The 24,296-nt window shown below is 50.8% G+C and carries 20 protein-coding genes and 1 pseudogene; 7 read left to right on the forward strand and 14 right to left on the reverse strand.

The annotated features are described in order from the left end of the window. Positions 1 to 57: 57 nt before the first annotated feature. Positions 58 to 2,970: an HD domain-containing phosphohydrolase gene (locus ACRDCA_RS17650; RefSeq protein WP_438690706.1), complete on the reverse strand. Its 2,913-nt coding sequence runs from the start codon at positions 2,968 to 2,970 to the stop codon at positions 58 to 60. Between the two features lie 265 nt (positions 2,971 to 3,235). Between ACRDCA_RS17650 and aegA the strand changes: the two genes are divergently transcribed. The 3 genes from aegA (at position 3,236) to ACRDCA_RS17665 (ending at position 7,537) form a co-directional block, all read left to right on the forward strand. Continuing rightward, positions 3,236 to 5,245, forward strand: a complete 2,010-nt coding sequence (aegA, locus tag ACRDCA_RS17655; RefSeq protein ID WP_438690707.1) for a formate-dependent uric acid utilization protein AegA — start codon at positions 3,236 to 3,238, stop codon at positions 5,243 to 5,245. 21 nt (positions 5,246 to 5,266) lie between these two features. Next, positions 5,267 to 5,794: a 4Fe-4S dicluster domain-containing protein gene (locus tag ACRDCA_RS17660; RefSeq protein WP_438690708.1), complete on the forward strand. Its 528-nt coding sequence runs from the start codon at positions 5,267 to 5,269 to the stop codon at positions 5,792 to 5,794. A 114-nt stretch (positions 5,795 to 5,908) separates the two neighbouring features. Beyond that, positions 5,909 to 7,537, forward strand: a complete 1,629-nt coding sequence (locus ACRDCA_RS17665; RefSeq protein WP_438690709.1) for a mucoidy inhibitor MuiA family protein — start codon at positions 5,909 to 5,911, stop codon at positions 7,535 to 7,537. Positions 7,538 to 7,551: 14 nt separating this feature from the next. Here the strand turns inward: ACRDCA_RS17665 and ACRDCA_RS17670 are convergent, their stop codons facing one another. Beyond that, on the reverse strand, positions 7,552 to 8,514 hold the full coding sequence (locus ACRDCA_RS17670) for a LysR substrate-binding domain-containing protein (RefSeq protein ID WP_438690710.1): 963 nt from the start codon (positions 8,512 to 8,514) through the stop codon (positions 7,552 to 7,554). A gap of 138 nt (positions 8,515 to 8,652) precedes the next feature. Here ACRDCA_RS17670 and ACRDCA_RS17675 point away from each other — a divergent pair, with 138 nt between their 5' ends. Together ACRDCA_RS17675 and ACRDCA_RS17680 are read left to right on the forward strand one after the other, a co-directional pair. Next, complete coding sequence (locus ACRDCA_RS17675) at positions 8,653 to 9,816, forward strand: mandelate racemase/muconate lactonizing enzyme family protein (protein ID WP_438690711.1); 1,164 nt, start codon at positions 8,653 to 8,655, stop codon at positions 9,814 to 9,816. A gap of 74 nt (positions 9,817 to 9,890) precedes the next feature. Then, the gene (locus ACRDCA_RS17680) at positions 9,891 to 10,523 is read left to right on the forward strand and encodes a LuxR C-terminal-related transcriptional regulator (protein WP_438690712.1); all 633 of its coding nucleotides are present in this window, start codon (positions 9,891 to 9,893) and stop codon (positions 10,521 to 10,523) included. 41 nt (positions 10,524 to 10,564) lie between these two features. On the opposite strand, the gene ACRDCA_RS17685 is transcribed toward ACRDCA_RS17680, so the two are convergent. The 12 genes from ACRDCA_RS17685 to ACRDCA_RS17740 all read right to left on the reverse strand — a co-directional run bounded on the left by ACRDCA_RS17685 (position 10,565) and on the right by ACRDCA_RS17740 (position 22,185). Beyond that, entirely contained in the window at positions 10,565 to 11,503 is a 939-nt protein-coding gene (locus tag ACRDCA_RS17685) for a transketolase family protein (RefSeq protein ID WP_438690713.1), read from the reverse strand. Beyond that, on the reverse strand, positions 11,500 to 12,234 hold the full coding sequence (locus ACRDCA_RS17690) for a transketolase (protein ID WP_438690714.1): 735 nt from the start codon (positions 12,232 to 12,234) through the stop codon (positions 11,500 to 11,502). Before ACRDCA_RS17690 ends, ACRDCA_RS17685 begins: the two co-directional genes overlap by 4 nt. Then, positions 12,231 to 13,376: an MFS transporter gene (locus ACRDCA_RS17695; RefSeq protein ID WP_438690715.1), complete on the reverse strand. Its 1,146-nt coding sequence runs from the start codon at positions 13,374 to 13,376 to the stop codon at positions 12,231 to 12,233. Before ACRDCA_RS17695 ends, ACRDCA_RS17690 begins: the two co-directional genes overlap by 4 nt. A 37-nt stretch (positions 13,377 to 13,413) precedes the next feature. Beyond that, entirely contained in the window at positions 13,414 to 14,112 is a 699-nt protein-coding gene (locus ACRDCA_RS17700; RefSeq protein ID WP_438690716.1) for an HAD family hydrolase, read from the reverse strand. Continuing rightward, positions 14,109 to 15,341: a beta-ketoacyl-[acyl-carrier-protein] synthase family protein gene (locus ACRDCA_RS17705; protein WP_438690717.1), complete on the reverse strand. Its 1,233-nt coding sequence runs from the start codon at positions 15,339 to 15,341 to the stop codon at positions 14,109 to 14,111. The genes ACRDCA_RS17700 and ACRDCA_RS17705 overlap by 4 nt, the downstream gene beginning before the upstream one ends. After that, complete coding sequence (locus ACRDCA_RS17710) at positions 15,320 to 15,583, reverse strand: acyl carrier protein (RefSeq protein WP_438690718.1); 264 nt, start codon at positions 15,581 to 15,583, stop codon at positions 15,320 to 15,322. Before ACRDCA_RS17710 ends, ACRDCA_RS17705 begins: the two co-directional genes overlap by 22 nt. Continuing rightward, a complete protein-coding gene (locus ACRDCA_RS17715) occupies positions 15,580 to 16,521 on the reverse strand; it encodes an AfsA-related hotdog domain-containing protein (RefSeq protein WP_438690719.1) in 942 nt (313 codons plus the stop codon). The genes ACRDCA_RS17710 and ACRDCA_RS17715 overlap by 4 nt, the downstream gene beginning before the upstream one ends. A gap of 210 nt (positions 16,522 to 16,731) precedes the next feature. Beyond that, positions 16,732 to 17,355, reverse strand: a complete 624-nt coding sequence (gene chuY / locus ACRDCA_RS17720) for an anaerobilin reductase (protein ID WP_438690720.1) — start codon at positions 17,353 to 17,355, stop codon at positions 16,732 to 16,734. Then, a complete protein-coding gene (gene hutX, locus ACRDCA_RS17725) occupies positions 17,352 to 17,849 on the reverse strand; it encodes a heme utilization cystosolic carrier protein HutX (protein WP_438691000.1) in 498 nt (165 codons plus the stop codon). Before hutX ends, chuY begins: the two co-directional genes overlap by 4 nt. Positions 17,850 to 17,861: 12 nt before the next feature. Next, positions 17,862 to 19,202 (reverse strand): heme anaerobic degradation radical SAM methyltransferase ChuW/HutW, encoded by a 1,341-nt coding sequence (gene hutW / locus ACRDCA_RS17730; protein WP_438690721.1) that lies wholly within the window; start codon positions 19,200 to 19,202, stop codon positions 17,862 to 17,864. Between the two features lie 20 nt (positions 19,203 to 19,222). Beyond that, positions 19,223 to 20,047, reverse strand: a complete 825-nt coding sequence (locus ACRDCA_RS17735) for a heme/hemin ABC transporter substrate-binding protein (RefSeq protein ID WP_438690722.1) — start codon at positions 20,045 to 20,047, stop codon at positions 19,223 to 19,225. Beyond that, a complete protein-coding gene (locus tag ACRDCA_RS17740; RefSeq protein ID WP_438690723.1) occupies positions 20,047 to 22,185 on the reverse strand; it encodes a TonB-dependent receptor plug domain-containing protein in 2,139 nt (712 codons plus the stop codon). Before ACRDCA_RS17740 ends, ACRDCA_RS17735 begins: the two co-directional genes overlap by 1 nt. A gap of 368 nt (positions 22,186 to 22,553) precedes the next feature. Between ACRDCA_RS17740 and ACRDCA_RS17745 the strand changes: the two are divergent. Together ACRDCA_RS17745 and prfH are read left to right on the forward strand one after the other, a co-directional pair. After that, positions 22,554 to 23,661: pseudogene (locus tag ACRDCA_RS17745) on the forward strand (RNA ligase RtcB family protein). Continuing rightward, on the forward strand, positions 23,658 to 24,275 hold the full coding sequence (gene prfH, locus ACRDCA_RS17750) for a peptide chain release factor H (protein ID WP_438690724.1): 618 nt from the start codon (positions 23,658 to 23,660) through the stop codon (positions 24,273 to 24,275). Before ACRDCA_RS17745 ends, prfH begins: the two are co-directional and overlap by 4 nt. Positions 24,276 to 24,296: the final 21 nt, after the last annotated feature.

The following is a 24,296-nucleotide window of genomic DNA, read 5'->3' on the forward strand; positions in this document are numbered from 1 at the left end:
AGTAGATCACTACCATTCCAAGCACACTCGATCGGTTCCCTCTCCCTTGGGAGAGGGCTAGGGTGAGGGGCTTGGCTCCGGAGTCTCATTCAATGGGGCCAGCTTGTGTAACAGCGCAGTAATATCAACGTCGTCTATCTTGTCGGCCGGCAGGTAGCTCTGCGCATAGTCGCGCCAAATGCCAGCTTCCAGGAACAGCCTCAACAGCTCACGGTCCAGATGGTTTTCATTCGCCATGCTAACCAGAATAGTGAGCGATTCGGATAGCCGCTTGCCCGGTTTATAAGGCCGGTCGGCCGCTGTCAGGGCTTCAAACACGTCGGCGATCGCCATCATACGCACCGGAATGCTCATCTGCTGGTGGGTCAACTGGTAAGGGTAGCCTTTACCATCCATCCGTTCATGATGGCCACCGGCAATCACCGCCACGTTAGCCATAGTGCGTGGGAACGGCAGTTTTTCCAGCATGATGATAGTCTGCATAATGTGCTCATTAATCTTATAGCGCTCCTCATCGGTCAAGGTGCCTCTGCGAATACCCAGGTTATAAATTTCACCGTGGTTATAGAGCAAAGCCGGCTCCTTGAGTTTGAAGTGATAGCTTTCCGGCAGACGGCTTTTATCATCACGATAGATGATATGTTCCTCTTTATCCGCCAGCAGCGGCTCCTGAACGGGCAAGGTGACGGCAGGACGGCGATTTTTGCGTGCCAATTCTTCCCAGGCTATGCCTGCGGTATCATCCAGAGTCCGGGTCCACTGGTATTGCGCGATCTGCTGAATGCGCGCAAGTGCGCTGTCAGAGAGGAATTCACCACCGATATTACACTGGGCAATAAAATAGAAATCCTCGTCCAACTGCTGCAACTCATTGCGTAGCTGTTGCTCTTGTTGTTCCGCAGCAGGTTGGCGCAGGTAGCTAATCTCTTTCTCCAGCTTCAGCACCTCAAAGCGCATTCGGATTTCGTGGATACGGTCGTAAATCATTTCCAGTTTGGTGGCCTTATCCACAATAGCTTCCGGCGTGGTGATTTTGCCGCAGTCATGCAGCCAGCAGGCGGTGTGCAGTTCCTCCCACTCATTGGCGGAAAGGGTAAAGTCGGCGAACGGCCCCTGTTTGGCCTCCACCGCCGCCTTGGCCAGCATCTTGGTGATAACCGGTACGCGCTGGCAATGGCCGCCGGTATAGGCGCTCTTGGCGTCGATTGCCCCGGCGATCAACTGAATAAACGATCCCATCAGCGTCTTTTGTTCTTGCAGCAGATATTGTGTCTCTATCGCGACCGATAAGCTGCCCACCAGGGCGTTAATCAGCTGTATCTTGGCTTGCCCGTGTTCCGAGCCTGCTTCAACAGGTTTAAACAGCAGTAAGAAACCCATCAGCCGTTGATCATGCGTTTGCATCGGGACAGCCACGTAGCGCAGTGGCAAATGGCGATCGCAGAACATGAGTAACTGGCTGGGGATATTCTCGCGGGTAAAGACTCCTGCAATGGTTTTCCCCTCCAGGATTTGCCAGAACTCGTTGGGATACTGTGGATCAAATTGCAATGTTGCCACCTCCGAGCTGGCTGACTCTTTGCCGGCCCAGTTGCAGGCGATGGGGGAAAAGTTGCCTGGCGTTTTGTCTGACAGGTAAATAATGCCGCCGCTCATGGCCGCTATCTCGCTGGTTTCGTTGAGCAAACCTTGCATCTGCTGCGGGAAGTTATCCTTGGCGGATAACAGGCTACCCATCGAGATAAACTGCTTTAGCGTCAGCTTCATTTTTGACATGGCTTTATGCAGGTCATCCACTTCTTCAATCACCGAGCGTTCTTCCGCCCGCTCATCAAAATGCAGGTTACTGATGGCGTCGGCATCCTGGCGCAGGCGGATCAGCGGCCGGGAAATACGCAGGGAGAAATACCAGACCAACGGCAGGCTGAGTAGCAGCAATGCGAAGGCTATCAGGGTTGAGCGGTTGCGGATGGCGTTGGCATCGGCGGTCAGATAGGCCGAGGGGGTGGCAATGACCAGTTGGTAACCACTGCTTTGCCCTTTCAGCTTGACGACCGCGCCAAACCAGCTTTGCCCTTGAGCGGTAAACAGGTTGCCGTTGCCATTATCGGAGGTTAGCAAAGTTTGCAACACGGGAAATTGTGCAATGCTGCTCAGCCCGTCATGATCTTTGAGGTTTTGCGCAGGCAGGCTGGCGATGGTTTCGCTGGCCGAGTTGATAATCGCTGCTTGGCTGCCCTGCGGTAGGTTCTGCTTGAGAAACAGCGAAAGTGAAGCCAGCGAAACGTCCAGACCGATCACCGCGTGGTCATCTGGAGTCTGGATACTGTAGGTAAAGCCGGTCTCACCAGTGCCTTTGAAGGTATAGAGTGGGGAAGTGATTAATTGCTGGTTTTTTATCGCTAACTGATACCAAGTGCGTTTGCGCGGATCCAAACCGTTAAACGGCACGGTTTTCATCATAATGACCTGCTGATTGGTATCTAGATAGAACGCCTGGGTTTCCGGCGTGGTGCCGAGAAAACGGTTACTTTGCACCAGCCATACGGCATTTTCCGGCGCATTAAATAATGCTCGGTTGCTGGGGGAGAGGCGGCGCAGTATAAAAAAGTCGCCGTTGGGGTAAGCGCTGTATACCGCGTTGGCGTAGTCATTTTGCTTGAGGATCTCGACCAGCGGGCCAATAAACGCCATGCGTTGCTCGAGCGTAGAGGCAGCAATTATGGGGAGCTGCGCCAGCATATTCACCGACATTTTCATACTGCGGGTAACGGAATTGAGCTCCGCAGCGATCGCCTCACCGGTTTTTTGATACTGCCGCTGGGTGCTGGCCTCGGTCAGTTTGGAGAGCTGGCTATGGCTAAAAAGCACGATCACGCTGCCAATGGAAATAATCAGCAGGGTAAACAGTACGGCAATCTGGATATGCAGCGGATAGCGGCTTCTCAAACCGGTGATTTTTCCTGCCATCGTGCCCACCTTGGAAGCAAAATCTCATCTTTGATAAGCATAGACGAAACTGGAACTTATCTATCTCATGCAGCGATCCTACTCTGTTAGCCCGGCATTGGCGCATTACACCCTTTTCATGAGGAATGTCATGGAAATGGATCAAATATAACCACTATATTTACATGGTTATAACCTTACTGACACCTGCCTACGCCAGCCAAGATAAGGAGATAACGTCAACGAAAGCGTGTTTTTTTAGCCAGCCCGCTCGGGAAGGATACCTATGAATCAATTTATCGTTGCGGAATCAGAGGCCTGCATTGGCTGCCGGAGTTGCGAGGTCGCCTGTGTGACCGCGCATCATCAAGGGGCATACCCAAGCAAGCGCGAGTATTTCACCCCACGGGTGAAGGTTATTCAGGGCATCAATGGTAATACGGCGGTGTTCTGCCACCATTGCGAAGATGCGCCCTGTGCCAATGTTTGCCCGACCGGGGCCATTGAACAGAGTGATGCCAGCATCCAGGTCAGCCAGGAGAAATGCATTGGCTGCAAAGCCTGTGCGGTTGCCTGCCCGTTTGGCATGATGACGGTGGTCACCGAAACGGTGCAGCCCGCCAACCATCGCCTGGCAGACAGCTATCAGAAGGTCGAAGCACAAAAATGCGATCTGTGCAGCGATCTGAACCAGGATCCTGCCTGCGTGCGCGCCTGTCCGACTCATGCGTTGAGCCTGGTGGACAACCAGACGTTGCTGGATCAGCAGCGAGAAAAACGGCTAAGTGCGGCGGCGCGCGACCATCACAGCCAACTGTTTGGCAGTGCCGCGAATCAAAACCCAGGGGCGAAAGCCCAGAAGAAAGCCAAGCCGATCCGCAATCTGTTACAGCAGCCACGGGCGCCTCGTCTGGAAGCCAGCAAAATCCCACTCGAACTGCGCAAAACCAGCTTTACCGAAATCTACCAACCCTTCAATGAACAGCAGATCCAGCAGCAGGCCGAACGTTGTCTGAGCTGTGGCAAGCAAAGTATCTGTGCCTGGACTTGCCCGCTGCATAATCAGATCCCGCAGTGGATCAAGCTGGCCAGTCAGGGGCGCATCTGGGAGGCGGCGGAACTCTCGCACCAAACCAGCAGCCTGCCGGAAGTCTGTGGGCGGGTGTGCCCACAGGATCGGTTGTGCGAACAATCCTGTACGCTCAACGAGCACGGGGGAGCCGTCACCATCGGCAATATCGAGCGCTATATCACCGAAACGGCCTTTGAGATGGGTTGGCGGCCTGATATGTCGGCGGTGAAAGCCAGCGGCAAGCGCGTAGCCATCATTGGTGCAGGCCCGGCGGGGCTGGGTTGTGCCGACATTTTGGTGCGTAATGGCATCAAACCGGTGGTGTTTGATCGTTATCCGGAAATTGGCGGGTTGCTGACCTTCGGCATTCCGGCATTCAAGCTGAACAAGGATGTAATGGCCAGAAGGCGTGAAATCTTCAGCGATATGGGCGTGGAGTTCCGGTTGAACACCGAGATTGGCAAGGATATCTCGATGGAAACGCTGCTGAATGATTATGACGCGCTATTCCTGGGCGTCGGGACCTATAAATCGATGCGTTCCGGCCTGGAAAATGAAGATGCACCGGGGGTCTACGATGCTTTGCCATTCCTGATCGCCAACACCCAACAACTGATGGGCTATGCCGAGAATCCGCAAAGCCCTTACGTCAATATGGCGGGCAAGCGGGTGGTGGTGTTGGGGGGCGGTGATACCGCCATGGACTGTGTCCGCACTTCATTACGTCACGGTGCAGAACAGGTGATTTGTGCCTATCGGCGCGATGAAAAGAGTATGCCGGGGTCGAAAAAGGAAGTGAAAAATGCGCGGGAAGAGGGCGCAGAATTCATGTTCAACCTGCAACCGCTCAGCATTGTGATCGATGAGGAAGGCAAGGTCAGTGGCATTCAGATGCGGCGAACCGAAATGGGAGCTCCCGACAGCCAGGGCAGGCGGCAGGCGATTGCCGTTGAGGGTTCCGAGCATATTATTCCGGCGGATGCGGTGATTATGGCTTTTGGCTTTAGTCCGCATCGTATGGGCTGGTTGGCGGAACATAACGTGATGCTGGACAGGCAAGGGCGGGTGGTGGCTCCGACGGTTGCGGGGTATCCGTACCAAACCAGCAACCGCAAGATCTTCGCCGGTGGTGATATCGTGCGCGGTGCCGATCTGATCGTGACTGCCATTGCCGAAGGGCGTAAGGCGGCGGAAAGCATCGGTTATTACCTCAACGTGCTCTAACGTGGCTCAAGGAGAGACGGTATGAATCAGTTTGTCATTGCCGATATGAAACAGTGTATTGGCTGCCGCACCTGCGAGATTGCCTGCGTGATGGCGCACCTGGGGGATAACCCAATGCCGATGACGGCGGCGAACTTCAATCCCCGCTTGCGGGTGATGAAGACCCATAGCGTCAGCGTACCGATGCTGTGCCGCCAGTGTGAGAATGCCCCGTGCCTGAACGCCTGCCCGAACGAAGCGATCCATAACCAGAACGGCAGCGTACAGGTAATGCAGTCGCGTTGTATTGGCTGCAAGACCTGCATGGTGGCCTGCCCTTATGGCGCGATGGAGGTGGTGGTCAATCAGGGTTACGGCAGCGATGGTGTAGCATACCAACACGCTCAGGCGAACAAATGCGATCTGTGCCATGGGCGCGAAGCAGGACCAGCCTGTGTGGAGGTGTGCCCAACAGCGGCACTAACCCTGATCCGGCCTGCGGATCTGCAAGCCATGCAGTTGGAGAAGCAACGGCGCGCGGCACGCGGTTCCACGCCGAACCTGCGGTAACACCTGGATTGTTTGCCCCCTTACGTAGGGGGCTTTTCGGAAATTTTACCGCAAGGCTGCATGCTATAATTCGTCGATATTCTGCACGGAACCTCTCTTTAAGGATAAATGACGATGATCTTCTTCCCTCGATTTAATACCACGCTGGTGGCTGCATCGGTGCTGTTGGCCTGTTCCGGCCTGGCGCAGGCGCAAAACGTGACGCTGAATGATGTAACGGTCTTTATTCGCGGTGCCGAGCTATTCAACAGCAGCAAAGTGACGTTGCCAGCGGGGGAAAGCGAAATTGTCTTTACCAACATTGCCAGCGGCCTGAACGAACAAAGTCTGATGCTGGATGCCGATAACGGCGTGGTCGTGCAATCCTTCAGCATCAAACGCGATTTTCTTACCGAGAATTTGTCGCCTGAAGTCGAGCAATTGACCAAGCAGATCGACGATGAAACCCGTGAGCAAAGCAAACTGAGCGTGCAGCGGGAAGTGATCCAGGCGCAGTTGGCGGTGCTGGAAAGTAACCGGGCGTTGGGCTCGGAGAAAGAGGGCGCTTCCGTTGAGCAGGTTAATCAGATGCTTGAGCTGGTAAGCCGCCGCATGAGCGAAGTGTTGCTGGCGGATATTGAGATCAAAGAGAAGATCGCCGCGATTGACAAGAATATCGAAAAGCTGAAAAGCCAACTGGCGGAAGCGCAGGAAAAAACCGGCCAGGCGGTGAATCAGGTGGTGGTTAAGTTCTATACCCCGAAAGCGGTGACCAGCAACGTCAAGCTGTCTTATGTGATCCCGGATGCAGGCTGGGTGCCGACTTATGATGTGCGGGTAAACACCATTACCCAGCCGGTCAAGCTGAGCTATAAGGCCAACGTGTTTCAAAATAGCGGCATCAACTGGGATAAGGTCAACCTGACGCTTTCCAGCGGCAACCCAAGCGAAGGGGCGCAGGCGCCGCAGTTGCAACCTTGGTATCTCGATTTCTATCAGGACTACTCAAGTTCCAAGATGGCGATGTCCATGTCAAAAACGGCCCCCGCACCGGCTCCCGTGGCCGAGATGGCCTATGGCGCAGTAGCCGATGAGGCGGTAGCGCCACGGGCTAGAAAATCGCTGTCCGATTATGTCGTCACCGACGCTGGCGGCGTGAATACCCGCTTTAACATTTCTCTGCCATATAACATTGCCTCTGACGGTAAAGGGCATTCGGTCACCATTAAAGACGTGGAGGTTCAGGGCGATTATCGCTATGTGGTAGTGCCGAAAATCGAACCGGATGCCTTCTTGCAGGTGCAGCTAAAGGACTGGGAAAAGCTTAATTTGTTGCCGGGTAAATCCAGCATTTTCTTTGAGGGTTCATTTGTCGGCCAGGGGTATATCAATATCGCCGAGGCCAAAGAGACGCTGGATCTGTCATTGGGCCGGGATAAGAAGATTATTGTTAACCGTGAAAATGAAAAACAGCTGACCTCTAAGGCGGAGTTCTTTGGCAATTCGGTCAGCCAACAGTATTCGTTTGCCACTAGCATAAAAAACACCCGCAAGGAGCCGATTAAGCTGGTGGTGATGGAGCAGATGCCGCTGAGCCGTGATTCGGCAATTACCATCGATGGGCTGAAATATGACGGTGCCAGCTACGATAAAGACACTGGTAACGTGCAGTGGGCGGTGGATCTGCCAGCCAATCAGACCCAGAAGTTCACGCTGTCCTATACGGTGAAGTATCCCAAGGATAAGCGCGTGAGCAATTTATAATTATTTCCCTCACCCTAACCCTCTCCCACAGGGCGAGGGTTAGGGTGAGGGGAGTTGCCGTCATCGGCAAATAGCTGCCATAGCGCCTCAACGGAGGGGGCCATTTTACTCGCTGGCCGGTAGATCCGGATTTCTATCGGCAGGCACAGGTCGCCAGGATTGTCGGCTGCGACCACAATCTTGCCGCTCTCAACGTCGGCTTCGGCCAGAGATTGCGGCAACCAGGCCACGCCATCTCCAGCCGCCACCATAGCCAGTAACGTGGCGGCCAAGTCCGAAGTGAAAACCACCGCCATCCCCCGTTTGGCACGGTTGACCGCCGCGCTGTTGGCGATAATTCGCCCCAGCCCAGAGTCATTGCTAAACGTCAGATACGGGAATTCTTTTCCCTGCCCAATCTCCCACAAAGGGGCCGATGAGCCGGGTAATGCCTTGCTGTAAGGTAATAGCCGATCTTCTCCCAGGCGGAGACTCACAAATTTTTCCGGTGCGAGAGCCATCTGCATCTGCGGGTGATAATGGCAGAGCAAAAATTGCGCCTCACCCCGGGCCAGCAGATCCTCACAGGCTGTTAACGTATCGGAAAGCAGCCTGAAAGAACCCGATCTGGCCATCTTTTCATTACGCCGCAACAGCGCCGGAAAGAAAGAGAACGACAGGGCGTGGGTGGCTGCAAATACGACGTCTGGTTGATGCTGTCCGGTGGCATTCAGGGTTTCGTTCCTTAACGCATACAGCGTTCTGAGCAGCTCGGGAGCCTGCCGGCAAAAAACTTCACCGGCCTTGGTAAGAGCAACCCTTCGCCGATTGCGTTCGAAAAGTGGCGTGCCTACCCATTCCTCAAGCGACTGAATGCGACGGCTAAATGCCGGTTGGGTGACATAGCGTGCCACGGCGGCCTGGGAGAAATTGAGGGTAGCGGCCAGCGCCACGCAATCCTCCAGCCAGGTCAGTTCCAAGTTATGCCGATTGTGCATTACAGCCATCCTTATTTCGCATTGGATAGTGGGATTTTACGCGCTTACTATCGGGGCTAACAAGCAGCATGAAAATGCATAAAAGGCATCAATACCACTCAGCTCAACGCTGTTAAATAACGATTGCTGGAGAGAACAATGCGTATCACCGACGTTGTGGAAATCACCAAGCCGATTGCTTCGCCGATCAGAAATGCCTATATCGATTTCAGTAAGATGACCACCAGCCTGGTCGCAGTCGTGACCGATGTCGTGGTCGATGGCCGCCGGGTGGTGGGTTATGGCTTTAACTCCAACGGACGGTATGGGCAAGGGGGGCTGATCCGTGAGCGTTTCCGCGATCGCATTTTGCAGGCGGAACCGGAGAATTTGCTCAATCAACGGAGCGACAACCTCGATCCGCACCGGGTCTGGCAGGCGATGATGGTCAATGAAAAGCCCGGTGGCCATGGCGAGCGTTCGGTAGCCGTGGGGACGTTAGATATGGCCATCTGGGATGCCACCGCTAAAATTGCCGGTAAGCCGTTGTTTCGCCTGTTAGCGGACATGAAGGGCACGGTGGCTAATCCACGGGTGTTTGTCTATGCAGCCGGTGGTTATTACTATCCAGGTAAAGACCTCACTGCGCTGCGTCAGGAGATGCGTAGCTATCTGGATCGCGGCTACAACGTGGTGAAAATGAAAATTGGTGGTGCGCCGCTGGAGGAAGATCGCCGTCGTATTGAGGCCGTATTGCAAGAGATTGGCAACGAGGCGCGGCTAGCCGTGGATGCCAATGGTCGCTTTGATCTGGAGACCGGGATTGCCTACGCCAAGATGCTGCGGGAGTATCCGCTGTTCTGGTATGAAGAGGTGGGCGATCCGTTGGATTATGCCTTACAGGCCGCGCTGGCGGAGTTTTATCCGGGGCCAATGGCGACCGGGGAGAACCTGTTTTCCCACCAGGATGCCCGCAATCTGCTGCGTTACGGTGGCATGCGCCCCGATCGGGACTACCTGCAATTTGACTGCGCGCTTTCCTACGGGCTGGTGGAATATCTGCGCACGCTGGAGGTGCTTGAGCAGTTCGGTTGGTCTGCCTCGCGCTGTATTCCGCACGGCGGTCACCAGATGTCACTGAATATTGCCGCTGGCCTGGGGTTGGGGGGCAATGAAAGCTACCCGGATCTGTTCCAGCCTTACGGTGGCTTCCCGGACTCGGTACAGGTGGAAGACGGCCACATCGTCATGCCTGAACTGCCGGGGATTGGTTTTGAAGGCAAAGCGGATTTGATCAAGGTAATGCGTGCATTAGCGGAGTGATGGGGTTCTGTCAATTGCACCATTAAGGGTTTACACTGCCTTTAGGTTTTTTATGGTTAAAATGGATATTTGATATGCTAAATCATAAAAGAATAAAGGCATTTTTTGATGCTTATGTTAGTGATATTGGCGTTGGCTATTACTCTGTGGTTGTTGTTAGCACCTTTCATAATAACAGGGTCTACTCAAACCTGCCGAGGTCATGGGAAGAAGATTTTTTGTGCAATAAACTGGATGTTAACAGCGAAATTGTGCTGAAGGCAAAAGATAAGGTCATACCGTTTATTTGGTACTCTAAGGATATCAACACGGCTCATGTGCAGTCCATGTCAATAAAGTATGGCATCAAGATGGGAGCGACGTTTATCGTCAATATCAACTCCAACCTGGTTCTTTTCAACATCTACCTGGATAACTGCGAACAAGATTTTATTGACTTTTTTCAAGCCAATAAAATTAAAATACAGTATGACATTCTCACTTTTTTTGAGTCTATTAATAGTCACGATGATGCGATAAATTTTACTCTGAGAGAAAAAGAGGTTCTAAATTTACTCAAGCTAGGGAAAACTTATGAAATTATCGGTGATGCACTTGAAATTAGCGAGAGGACAGTCAGGTTTCATGTCGATAATATCCTTTGCCGACTAGAGGTTTCAACGGTTAAGTACGCAATATTCAAAGCTGCAAAGTTAGGGCTGATATAATAGCGGTTTTTTCTCCGCCTGTTACAACGGAGTTTATCTATTTAGCTGCTGTGATTATTGAAAAATTGTTCGAGTTTATTTTGTATGTTTTCCTTATCCAATCCATGATGTTGAATATGTTCATCAGGCGTACCAAATTTCCTCAACTCCTCCAATCCGACCCCAAGCGAAAGGATCCTGTGTGGAATATGCATCAATGCTGCTGAAATTAGGTTGCTCGACGTTCCGACTAGATAAGGCTCGACTATGGCAATAGAGGGTAGCGATAAAGTTTTCAGAAGTGTTTCACTATCGAATGGTCGAATAAAAGGCGCATATAGAATAGTGACATTTAGGTTTTTGGTTGCCGCAATGACCTTATCTGCAACTGGGCCAACTGCGATAACGGTTCCTAACTCTCCTTCTTTTAATGTGATAAAACTTTTTTCTCCTTTCCAGTAAGGATGATGATTGCACTCTGTCGACAGCCGGATATAATCACAACCCGTACCTTCTGCGACGGTCCTGAGAGCTCGTTCTGCTTCTTCTGCATGTCCTGGGATGTAGATATTCCAGTTTGCCAAAGTACTTAATAAGGCGACATCAGCAGGTGACTGATGTGTTCTGCCATCCACCGATAGATCATAGGATCCCCCAGCACTGACCAGTACGGCACCAATGTTTTGATGATTTAGTGCAATTTTTATTTGTTCAAAGGGTCTTTCAATCAAAAAGCTGGCAAAAGTATGAGCAAATGGCCGTAACCCAGCCAGAGCCATCCCACTAACCATATCTATCATGAGTTGTTCTCTAATGCCGACATTAATTACCCTATCTGGAAAACGATTGGAAACATCTTGAAATCGCTCAGCTGTAATATCGGCTAAAACGAGAACTACATTAGAATTAGATTCAATCAATTCAGACATTACTACAGCAAAGCGTTGCCTCATAATATTGATATCGGCAAAGCGCTGTTCCCAAGTGATTACTTTTTTCATAATGAGACTCCTGATGTAATTCTTCTGGGGTGACCTGATTTGGTTTCAACTGTGGCAATGATGGCATGGGGTTTAGCAGGATGTTTTTTTGTAAAAGCCGTATACAGCGCTTGATGATCACGGCCATCGACATAGCTTACCTCCCAACCCTCAATTTTAAATCGATTCCCGATGCCTCCCGGCCAGCCTAATGTTGAAGAGTCATTATCGATGACAACAACATTAAGATCATTCAAAAATTTTCGTCCGGCAAACACGATTGCTTCATGGTTGGATCCCTCATCTAATTCCGCGTCACCTAACAAAACCCAATGTGAGGGGCCATATATCATTCTTGCTTTTAATGCCAATAATGAACCAATAGCCATAGATAAACCATGCCCCAGCGAACCACTCGATATTTCAATACAACAGAGTTTTGTCCTGTCTGGGTGGTAGCCCAAAACGCTATTGAATTCGCCATAGGTGTTTAAAATATCCGGGGAAATAAACCCTTTAAGTGCGAGTACAGCATATAGGGCCATTGGACCATGTCCTTTGGAGAGAAAAAATCTGTCTCGAAGATCGCTTGCCACCTGTTCAGGAGATATGTTTAATATTTTTTCATATAAAACCCATATGACATCTAATGTTGAAATAGATGAAAGAGCATGCTTTTCGTCTCCGGTCATTAATGAGAGGTAGTAATTCAAGCGTTCTCGATTTTCTGATGTTGCTAGTGTATTGGTCATAAGATATCTCGCTGATTATTTTTAGGTATAAAGCAAATTATTGCTATAGCCATGCAGAGCATGCAGAGACCCTCCCAGCCATACGTCAAATAGATAACTGAAGAGAGCTTGGCCCCGCAGGCTCCACCGAGTGTAAATAATGTCATGTAACAACTTGCTGCCCGTGACTCATTGCCTTTGCAAAATTTGTACATATTAATCTGATTATTGACGTGTATTAACTGAATAAAAGCATCAAGAAATAAAGCACCTACAGCCAATACGATGAGGTTGGCTGAGGTGAACCAAAGTAACAGGAATGAAAGTGCCAATAGGAAACAGAGTAATTTACTATTATAATTTATACTTTTTAAAATCTTGTTTGCACCGAGCGCTGCTGAGGCTCCTGCAACACCAGTTAACGAGAACAGACCGATATTGAACTGATTCATTTCGAAATTTTTATAAAGATATATGGAAATGTTGTTCCAGAAAGAGGCAAAAACCGCCATAACCATAAAGCCAAGGAAACTATAGCGCCTTATTCTTTGGTCTGAAATTAGCAGGGAGAATGTACCTTTGATGACATTAATATACTTGTCTCTTTGTGGTTTTATTCCACTGTCTTCGGGTAGGAAAATAAAAATAAAGAATAATGAGAGTAGCATGCAGACAGCGGCGAATAGGTATATGGACTTCCAGCCCCATAAAGTTTCAAATGTGCTGGCAAAAAAACGAGATAAGAGCGCGCCTAACAAAATACCTGCCATGATTTTCCCGATGGAATTTATACCGGATATTTTGTTCGTGCTTAGGTAAGATATAATTATTGGGATTACTGAAACCCCGATGCCAATTAAAAAAGCTATAGCCAGTAGAACATATATATTTGTGCTTAAATAGAATAATAACGTTGCCAGTACCAGCAGCATATAAAGTTTACACATCATGGATTTTCTATTAATAAAATCCCCTAATGGAGCGATAAATATTAGCGATATGGCGTTGCCAATGAGTGATGAGGTGTAAATCATTGAGGCTAATTTATAACTTACATTCAAATTGTCGGTCAGGGCAGGGACTAGTGATTGGATGTAGTACATATTTGCGGCGGTCAGGCCACATATGATTGGTAATAAAAAATTGAGTATCTTACTGTTCATTTTAACCCTGTATTACCTGATGGCCGCAAATATTAAATTAATCCCAATGGTTCGATAGTGTCATGAGTTCATCGAGCTGGTTAACGGTTTCTAAACTGATGTCACTAAAGTTGGCGAAGCTAAATTTAACACCGGTGTTTTTCATTTCTTCCAGCTGGAAGTTATGCTCCATCCTGGCGGGTATACCGATAAATCCAGCATTGAAATCTTTGCAAACCTCGGCCACTCGGTTAATATCATCAATAAAAACAACCTCATCATAATTATAGTTGAATATTTCTTTTACTATCTCATGCACTCCTGGCCTAAAGGCATTAATATCGACATAAGGAACCTCTTTATCAAAGTAGCCTCTATAATTTCCAAGAAATTTGTCAAAGCTATATTCTTTGTTACGACCACCATAACTAACAATTTTTGCCCCTGTGGAAGCTAACATTGACAGAGTTCCTTCAATATTGTTCAAAACCGCAACAGGATGATCTTTTAGATATTTTTCTCTCTCTTCGAAAAAGTCTGCGATAGTCTTCTCACCAGAAAATGGCAATTTACATGCGAGGGCGAGATTATGGCCAGCTGTAAGTTGTGGTGAACCCCAAACATGCCTCTCAATCAGTGCGGTATAAGGAGTGTTATGTTTTTCGACAAAGTTTTTTATCGCGGGACTATAGGTGTCATTTAGTAATACGCCATCACTATCAATTGCAAATAGTTTGATCTTTTTTAAATTGCTCATATGAGTTCCTTATTGTATTTTTGAAAAACCAAAGAAGAATTTTGCCCACCAAAGCCGATGGAGTTGCTTAATACTGAATTGATTTTAATATTTACTCCCGAGGACTCCACTATCGATATTTTAATTTCACTATCAATATGTTCTAAGCCAACAACCCCAGGAATAAAATTATTTTTAAGCGTGAGAACTGAAAAGATGGCCTCTATAGCTCCAGCTGCAGCAAGGCAATGACCCGTGGCTCCCTTCGTTGACGTAACCTTGGTATTTCTACCAAATATATCATCAATGACGTTACTTTCTATTCGATCGTTTAATGGTGTCGATGTACCATGAGCATTAATACAATCGATTTCCTCTGGTCTTAAGGCGGCATCTCGTAATGCCTTGGTAATTGCTTGCTTTAATCCTGCACCTTGTGGATCTGGAGAGGTAACATGATAGGCATCATTTGATGTTCCATAACCGGAAACGACGGCATAAATTTCGGCTTTTCTTGCCTCTGCATGTACTTTATTTTCTAAAACCAGCAAGCCAGCACCTTCTGAAATGACAAACCCATCCCTTTCCTGATCGAAGGGTCTGGAGGCGTGAAGCGGATTATTATTCGTTGATAAAGCACCTAATCTGGCAAAGGATGAAATAATCAATGAGGTGATGGGGGCTTCACTAGCACCAGCAATCACAATGTCACATTCATTATTTTCAATCATCTTTTTAGCCAGGCCGATCGCATCTGCTCCTGATGCACAAGCACTGCCAATGGTTAGTGTTGGTCCAGTGATGCCGTATTGAATCGCAATATGCCCTGCAGCCATATTTGCCATGCTTGCTGGTATTATCGCAGCACGAACTGAGCCGAATCCGTCAGATGCCACGTCATTGTATGCCTTTTCTATACTGGATATCCCTGCGAGTGAGTTACCAAGAACAATACCGATGCGACTCTTGTCAGTTGTCGCAAGCCGAAGCCCAGAGTCAGTTATTGCTTGATGAGCGGCAATCAATGCCAGATGTATAAATTTATCCGTTCTCCATAGTATTGACTTACTGATAAATTTTTCGGGTTGAAAATCAGAAACGGGGCAACAGAGAGAGACTCCCAAGCCTTCGAGCCTTTTATCATATTGTGCAGTGCATTTTCCTTGCTTTAACGTTTCCCAGCTTTCGCTTACCGTAAGCCCTGCGGATCCAATGGTTCCTAGCCCTGTTATGACAACGGAATTGCGCATTCGCCTATTCCTTTATCCAATTTTAGCAGTCTGTGCTCTAAGACACCCAGTGAATCCTCAATGATTAAATTGAGTTCGCCTTCATCAATTCCATAGTGTTTCGCGACAACGAACTGAAATTCTATTAAGGCGATTGAATCTAAACCAAGATCAAGAAATGATGTATTCATTGCGTTATCATTCGCAGTAATACCAATTTCATTATAAAGAATGCCAGTGATTTCTGTAGCAATTTTGTTCATTTTAATAGCCCTCCTAATTTTATTACACAGAGTGCTTTACATTTTCCCTCTTGTATTACACTCACAATAAACTCGTACCTCCCATCATCATGTCTTTTAACGTTTTCTATGACTAAGAAAGTGAGTAAGTTATTCTCAATATATTTCTCAAACGTCGTGTGTAAATTAGTAATGGAAAAACCGGAGATGTCACTATGTATCACCTCTGACAGATAGTAAAAGCAGAACTGTTTTGTCGCTTCAACCAGATTTATACCAGTAACATGATCCTGGTAGTGATCGTTGTAAGTGGTGTTATCCTCTGAGATGTGTAATGTTGCCTGGCATATCTTGTTCTCAAAAACAGGGTTATAGATCATTGCGTTTATCTGTGATTTATACCCCAAGCTTTTAGCTTGTAGCGCAATACTTTCATTTTCTTTTTGGCGATTATCGCTCGATAATCCCCCTCTTAATTTAAGGTAAATCTCCCCTGGAATATAACTTACATTAAAACCAGCTTCACCAATAGGTACCTCACCGACTTTAATAATAAAAAGATAACTATTGCTCCGTAGTTTTATACTTGTAGATATAGGGCTTACTGATTTTATGTGAATGGTAATACTATCGTGGTTAGTCTTTTTTATCTTTTCGTTATTTTCCTTGATAAGTGATAACCACCATGATTTCAGGATGAATCGAAAGGAGGTTGGTAGGCAGAAAGCTTTGTGAACAATATAAGTTTCTGCTTGTCTGCAACATTCAAGTAAGTACATCGGATTTATTAACTCTGGTGTCGTGGTGACATCATCATAATTCTTATGCTTGTGATAAATACGAAACTTGACTATGAAATTATTTTCATCAATTATATCCATATGCTTGATGAAAATCTCACTTGCATTATTCTTGTGAGTAAATAACTTAAAGTCAGTCTTGGTTTCTAAACCTGCCATTTTTATTTCCGCCAAGTCTTTTGAAGATGCTGTAAACTAAAGTCAGGATAGCAAGTTGCGGAATTATGTATAGCTGGCAGTTTTGACAGGTAGGGTCTGGCGTAATTTACGCGGGGCGAGAATTAAAGATGTCTGAACCTGATAGAGTAACAGGCTGTTCAGAGAACCAGCCTGTCTGCCATAGGTTATTCAGCATTAAGCCAAGAGGGATTATGCGGGCTTAAGACCTGGTTCAACCAGGCTGTAAACCTGCTGGCCGAGCGTGGGGGCCTTCGCCAGTTGCTGGACGTGCGCGGCAACGTCCGCGCGCATCACAAAGCCATGAACTTCCTGCCCTTGGAAACGCTGTGCGTTGCCGGTGGCATTACCGTTCAGCAACCCGCCTGGGCGCAGGATCGCGTGATCCAGCGTACTGGTCTGTAACCAACTCTCCGCCAGCGATTTTTCACGTACTGCCTGACCAAACCCCGCTTTGGCGCGAGGCGATAAGAACAGCCAGCCATCGCCACAGCCAAGTGAAGTGACGAGGATCATACGTGAAATCCCGCATTGTTCCGCGGTATCAATCACCGTCCGGTGGGCCAGATAATCTTGTGCGCCGCCCATGGATGAAACGATCGTCGCATCGCTACCTGCGGCTTTGCAGGCACTCGCGACCACGTCAGCATCACAAGCATCGCCGAGATAAACCAGCACGCCTCTCTCCCGTAGGCGAGCTGCGGCATCGGGGTTGCGTACCACCGCAACTACCGGACGCTGTTCCGCTAGCGCAAGTTCCAGAGTCAGCGCCCCCACTCCCTTGCCCCCAGCACCAAAAATCAACCACGGCTTCATGCTGTTTCCCCCTTGAGGGCGGCGGCCAGCGTGCGGAAAGCATCAAGCTGTTCTGCCAGCAACTGACGATGTTCGTCACGGCCGAGGAAAATTTTGAACATGGCGCAGCCGGCCTGATTGCAGAACAGGATCGAGGCGGTATCCATGCCCATAAACTTGCGTTCCACCAGGGCGATGTGCGTGCAGTTTTCCGCTTTGATATGGCCGGTCATCCCCTGTTTGCCACGCAGGTTGAAGTAGCCGTGGCGATGGAAACCGGAAGGCAACTCGCCGGAAAACTCTAGAATGACGTCGGCGGTATGCACCAACGTGGTCACTTTGCCCCAGGTACAGACGGCATCCCAAACGGTGTCAAACTTATCGCCAGCCACCAGGGTGTGGTCAGGCAAATGTTTAATCACCTCCAGCAGCGTGGTTTGATACTGCCCGGCGATGGCTTCCAGCGTGCCATCCGGCTCGGTGGCGAGAAAATCCGCTAAAGAAACATGACTCATCATTTACTCCTGTTAGGGTGTTGCTACCGCAATCGGCGGCAGGTCCAGTTGTTGCAGCAGTTCATCAAGAGACTGCAAAATATTGCTTGCCCAGAAGCGCCCTTCATTGGTCAGGCGCAGGCAGGTTGAGGCGTCGCGGGTCAGGCCCGCCTGATGCCACTGTGCGAGCAGCGGCTTCAGCCGTTGCGCATGCGGAGTCAGTTCGTCCAGCGGTACGCGGGCGTTTTCTACGCCAGCCTGTAGCGGATGGCGCCATTGGCTGCGGCCACCAGAGGTACGCATCATCATCATCAGCGGCTTGTTGCCCGTCGCGATCGCGTCATGCCAGGCGGTGAGATTGCGCTCGATCATCCAGGAATAGCCGTTGACCGACCCTCCCGCGCCGGAACCGAAGGCCAGGCAGTCTGCACCTTGCTTGATCAGCAGGTTGTACAAATTGCGCTCTCGCGTGGTGCGCGCCCAGTGGCTGTTGCTGATGCAGCGCCAGCCGGCCAGATCCATAAAGTCGCAGCCCTGCAAATAGAGATCGCGCCGTTCGGCAGGTGAGGGCACCGTGGTGCGGCCAGCTTCTACCGCCTTGCCGAGCGGCGTATTCGGCAGCAGATTGAGGGCGTAGAGATCGACGCCGTCCAGGCCGATATCGCGGGCAATGGCCAGATCTTCACCCCAAAGTTTGGCATCCTGGCCGGGTAAGCCGAACAGTAAATCGCAGACCACGGCGGCGCGGTCACGGCGTACCAAGCCCTCCATAAACGCGATGGCGCTTGCGCCGTCGGAGGTGCGGGCCATTTTTTTGCGAATTTTGCTGTTAAACGACTGAATGCCGATTGAAAAGCGGTTGGCCCCAGCGTCCAGGCAGGCGTCAATCCGCTCATCATCAAAGTTCAGCACCCGTCCTTCGATGGTGATTTCACAGTCCGGGGCCAGCGGCAGGCGTTCGCGCAGCGCGGTGATGATGCGAGCCAGATCCCGTGCGGAAAGCGCCGAAGGTGTCCCGCCGCCAAAATAGACGGCATGGATCGGTGCAGACTGGTGCAGCGGGCTGTCCGCCTCCATGTCGATTTCGCGCAGCAGCGCATCGGTGTAGCGCGTGCAGTGATCTTCTTCGAAACGGTTCTGATAAAAACCGCAGAAGGTGCAGTGGGTGGCACAAAATGGAATGTGTAGATACACCAGACGCTTGCGAAGGGGCGTGGCCTGACCAATCACGTTTTGCCAGGTTTGTGCCAGCAGCGTTTTTTCTACCGGGATCGCGCCGCGCAACGGCATCATGGCACGACGATCTTTAAACGGTTGATTGCCTGCCAGCGCAAAATGCGGGGTTAAATCCAGCTCAGGGTTATTTTTCAACATAGTGATGACTTCGAGTTCCTTTATTGCGGCCAGAACTGGCGATGTAGGCTCTCCACCGCATCGGCGACGCGTGGACCCATTCCAAGAATTAACGCCTGATCGATGACGACGATGCGCTGATTTTTCCACGCGGCGGTGCGGGTGAGTCCGGGAATGGCACTGAGCCGATTGAGATCCCCCTCGGTCATCTGTGACGTCACGATGATCACCTCTGGGTTGGTGGCGATCAGCGATTCGGCACCGTAATTCATATACTGCGAGTGCTGCGCAACGTTGCGTGCCCCGGCTAGCGTCATAATGGCATCGGCTACGCTCCCTTTCCCCGCCACCTGTGGTGTGCCACCGCCAGCGGACAGAATAAACATCGCCTTGACCGGGCTGGCTTTGGCCGCCGCGCTTTGCTTCACCTTATCCAGCCGCTGGCGCAGGTTTTGCACCAGAGCATCCCCTTGCTCGACGGTATTGAGGGCTGTCGCCAGCGTTTGAATATTTTGGTACATCTGCTCTACGGTGGCAGGGATGCGCGGCAGCGTAGTCACCTTGACCTGTTGCGTGCGGAGCTGATCCAGCACGAAGTGCGGGCCTGCGTCCTGCCAGGTGATAAAGCTGCTTGGGCGCAGCGATAAAATGCCCTCGCTGCTCAACTGCTGCCAGTAGCCGATATGCGGCAGCGCGGCGGTTTCCGCTGGGAAGGTGGTGGTTTCATCCACCCCGACAACGCGTTGGCCAGCACCCATGGCATAAATCAGTTCGGTGATCGAACCACCTGCCACCACCAGACGTTCGGCTGCCAATGAGCCGAATGAGCAGCTCAGCAGCAGTAATCCACAGATTAGCGTTTTCATCAGAAATTCCAGGCAAAGCCGACGGCGGTGTTGAAGCCCGCGGCGGGGATAGATTCATGGGCCGTGCGGTAGCGTTTATTGGTCAGGTTATTGAGCGCGAGATTGACTTGATACTGCTCCTGCGGACCAAACTCGGTATTGAAAGCCAGGTTCAGCGTTGCCCAGCCAGGGTAGCGCAGCTCCGTTGCGCCGGTGCTGTCTTTGGCTTTGGAGGCCGCACGAATAAACAGATCTGAGGTCATGTTCGCCGCGTTATGGATCAGCGTATGTTTCGCCCCCACGCGGCCTGTGACCGCCGGTTCTCCGGTATCCCAGGTGGTGAGTGACTGGCCTTGGTACTGACGGCGGATGAGGTTGCCGCTCAGATAAGGGGAAACGGCCCAGCCGTTGTACTCGGCCGTCAGCTCCATCCCCCAGGTTTTGGCCCGATCCACGTTGTCGTAGTAGTAATAACCGCCGCGTGAAGAGTTGTTGTTCCCTTCGCAAAGGGCTTTGCCCGCACAGGCGATATTCGCGATATAGTCTTTGGCCTCGGAGTAGTAGATAGCGCCGTCAATGAGCCACAGATTGCCTTTATAGCGCGCTCCCAGCTCATAGTTATTGGAGTGCTCCGCCTTCAGATCCGGGTTGCCATAGGTGACGCTACCGCCCGCCGACGTTTGCATAAACAGCTGATTGAGCGTCGGGAACACATAGCCTTGGGCGAAGGCTGCGCGCAGTTCGAGGTTATCAAAGCCGGAATAACGCAGGCTGGTGGCGGTGACGAACTCATTATCATGAATGGCATCCCCTGTGATGGACCTATTGCTGACGATACCGCTCTGGGTGGTTTGTGAGTTGCCCTCGGTCAGCTTGGAGGAAAGCCAGTATTGGCGGGCACCCAAGGTCCAGGTCCAGTTATCGGCGAGCCGCCAGTCATTTTGTGCGAACAGGGAAACGTTACTCTGCTGCGATTCATTATGGGAAAGGGTGGTCGTGGTGGTATCGAAGAACCCCGTTGCCGCCGTCTGGCGCGTATAACCGTCGGTGGTTTGCTTGACCTTGTCGCGCTGGTACTGTGTGCCGACCACCAGCTTATTGTTGGCTGGCAAGGATAAGCTGCTTTGTAGCGTCACGCCCTGGGTGTATTGCTTGTCGTTGGTCTGCGTTTGGTTGCGAATGGTCAGCGCCTTGATCATCGGGCTAGGGATGGCCTGCGTAGTGGCGACTTGGTTTTCGAAGCGGCGCTCAATCGTCTGATGATAGGCATCGAGATGAAGGGTTTTCAGGTAGTTGCCGCCAACGTCATAGTCGTAAAACAGCCCGATCTTTTCGCGTTCCAGCTTCGGGATCTTGACGCTGAAGGCGTCATATTGTCCTGCTGGATCCTCAAAATAGGTCTGTGTGGCCAGCTTATAACGATCGAGCGAGAGGCCAATTTTGTGACGCGCGAAGTTATAGCCCAGCCATAACCCCTGGCTGTTATTGCGAAAGTTGGTGTTGGGCAAGCGGCCATCTGGCGTATCGCGATCGCCCTGATCGGTATAGCTGCCGTTGAAGCGGTAATCAAAGTTTTCGATGCTGCCCCAGGCGGCGGCCGATTCTTCCCAGCCAGCGGTGTCGGAGTTGTAGACGGCTTTGACCGTACCTGCCAGCGGTTTATCACCGCCTTTTTTGGTGATGAAGTTGACTACGCCACCGATGGCCTGTGAGCCGTATAGCACCGAGTAGGGGCCCTTCACCACTTCAATGCGTTCCAGCGCAGAGGCATCGATAAGCAGACCCGCGCCGTAATTTTGCCCGGCACGTTGGTAGGTGACTTCCTGGCCATCGATCAAGATCAATACACGGGAAGAGGCCTCGCCGCGAATGCGGATTTGCTTGCGGCCTGCCAATGCGTTATCGGTGACTTCGACGCCGGGAATATCCTGCAAATCGTCGGCGATGGAGGCATTGGTGGAGTTTTGCAGCGTTTGGCGATCGATGACCTGGATCGTAGCCGGGCTCTCCCACTGGCTGGTTTCTGACCGGTTAGTGGTAACGACAAGCGTTTCTTCGCCCGTGGTTTTCTTGTGCGTCGCGTCGGCAGCGGCGGTTCCCGCCACCAACAGTGAGAGGGTTGAGAGAATAAATGGCCCCTGGCAGATCCTGGTCAACATGATTAAACCTTATACATTATTATGCAAATGATTACCATTTGCATTTGTATACTGACAATGACGACAAGAGTCCACGCGATAAGACGCAAAACAAATGCACCTTTGATTTAGATCAATTTATTCCGGCCCCCGGCGCGGATATTTTGTGGCAATAGTGAACAACCGTTGCTAACGCCGTAGTTTGTAGGTACTATCGCCGCGTTTTCCCCATTCATTCACTCGACAAAGGAGGTACATCATGAATTATCAAGCACTGTTTACCCTTTGCGGGTCGTATCCTCAGGCATAATTTCCTGCTCTTCAGGTATTGCTAGGGCTACCGCCCGCCAAATCCAAAAAATAACATGATTTAATAATCAGGATTGGTTATGAGCAATACTATTGCACCGCGAGTTTCACTGATCGCGTCGGAACACACCTGGATTGAAGGCAATGCAATCCAACAATTAGAAATTACCGCCAAGCTGCCGGATATGGTGCGTGTGGTTGGGATGCCCGATTTACATCCTGGCCGGGGTTATCCGGTCGGTGCCGCTTTCTTTTCTCAACATCGCTTTTACCCGGCGTTAATCGGTAATGATATCGGTTGCGGCATGTCGCTGTGGCAAACCGAGTTACTGGCGATGAAACAGTCGCTGGATAAGCTGGAAAAAAACCTGGGCAATATTGACGGCCCGTTAGAGCAAAAGGCGTTGGGGGATATTCCCCCCGGCGCTGGGTGCATACTCGCGTGCATTGGGCACCATCGGTGGTGGTAATCATTTTGCCGAACTGTTACGCATCGACGAAATATATCAGCCGCAGCCCGGTCTCGATAAAAAACGTCTGATGTTGCTGGTGCACAGTGGCTCGCGTGGTTTGGGCCAGTTAATACTGGAACAGCATGTGCGTGCCCATGGTCATCATGGCCTGCTGGAAAATAGCGCTGCGGCCAACGATTATTTACAACAGCACCAACAGGCGCTGGATTTTGCCGGTTATAACCGTCAATTAATCGCTCAGCGGATAATGCAACGCTTACGAACCGCTGGCGATTGCCTGCTGGATATCCACCATAATCTGTTGGCGGCAGCCACTATCGACGGTGTGTCTGGCTGGCTGCATCGTAAAGGGGCCACGCCGTCGGATGAAGGATTGGTGGTGATCCCGGGTTCACGTGGCGATTACAGCTACATCGTTCAACCGCTACCTGCCGCCAGCAGTTTGTATTCGCTGGCGCACGGTGCCGGGCGTAAGTGGATGCGCTCCGAGTGTAAAGACCGCTTATCGGCGCGTTTCAGCACCGAGCAGTTGGCCAGAACCCGCTTTGGCAGCCGGGTAATTTGCCGCGACCGCCAGCTGATTTATCAGGAAGCCCCGGAAGCCTACAAACCGATTGATAGCGTAGTCGGAGCTTTGCAGCAGGCCGGATTGGTCACGCTGGTGGCGCGAATGCAACCGGTGCTGACCTACAAAACCAGCGGGGGGCAGGGATGATCTTGTTACAGATTTCTGCCGCCCAGGGGCCGGATGAGTGTTGCCTGGCGGTGAGCCTGGCGCTGCGTCAGCTGCATAAAGAGGCTGAGGCAATGCGGGTGGAACTGCATGAAGTCGAGCGGGAAGATGGCCGCCTTTCCGGTACCTTGCGCTCGGTGCTGCTGACGCTTAACGGGGATGTGGCGGAGTCATTGGCCGCCAAGTGGTGCGGGACATTGCAATGGATTTGCGAAAGCCCGTGGCGTACCGGACGCTCAAGAAAGAACTGGTTCATAGGTGTAGCGAGTTTCTCCCCGGCAGCGGTGCCAAAAGAGAGCGAGATCCGCTTTGAGACTTTGAAGTCCTCCGGGCCGGGTGGGCAGCACGTCAATAAAACGGAGTCGGCTATTCGTGCCACCCATATTGCCAGCGGTATTAGCGTCAAGGTGCAAACCGAGCGCAGCCAACATGCCAATAAACGTTTGGCGTATGTGCTGATCGCTCACCGCTTGCAACAGCTTGAGCAGCAGCAGTTGGACCAACAGCGTGCCGAACGCAGGATGTTTCATCATCAAATCGTGCGTGGCTCACCAGTGCGCGTATTTAAAGGCGAGGGCTTTACGCCAGTTGCTTAACCAGACTATCGGCCTGATGGG

The organism is Serratia sp. (in: enterobacteria) (genome assembly GCF_051654945.1).
GTDB lineage: Bacteria > Pseudomonadota > Gammaproteobacteria > Enterobacterales > Enterobacteriaceae > Chania.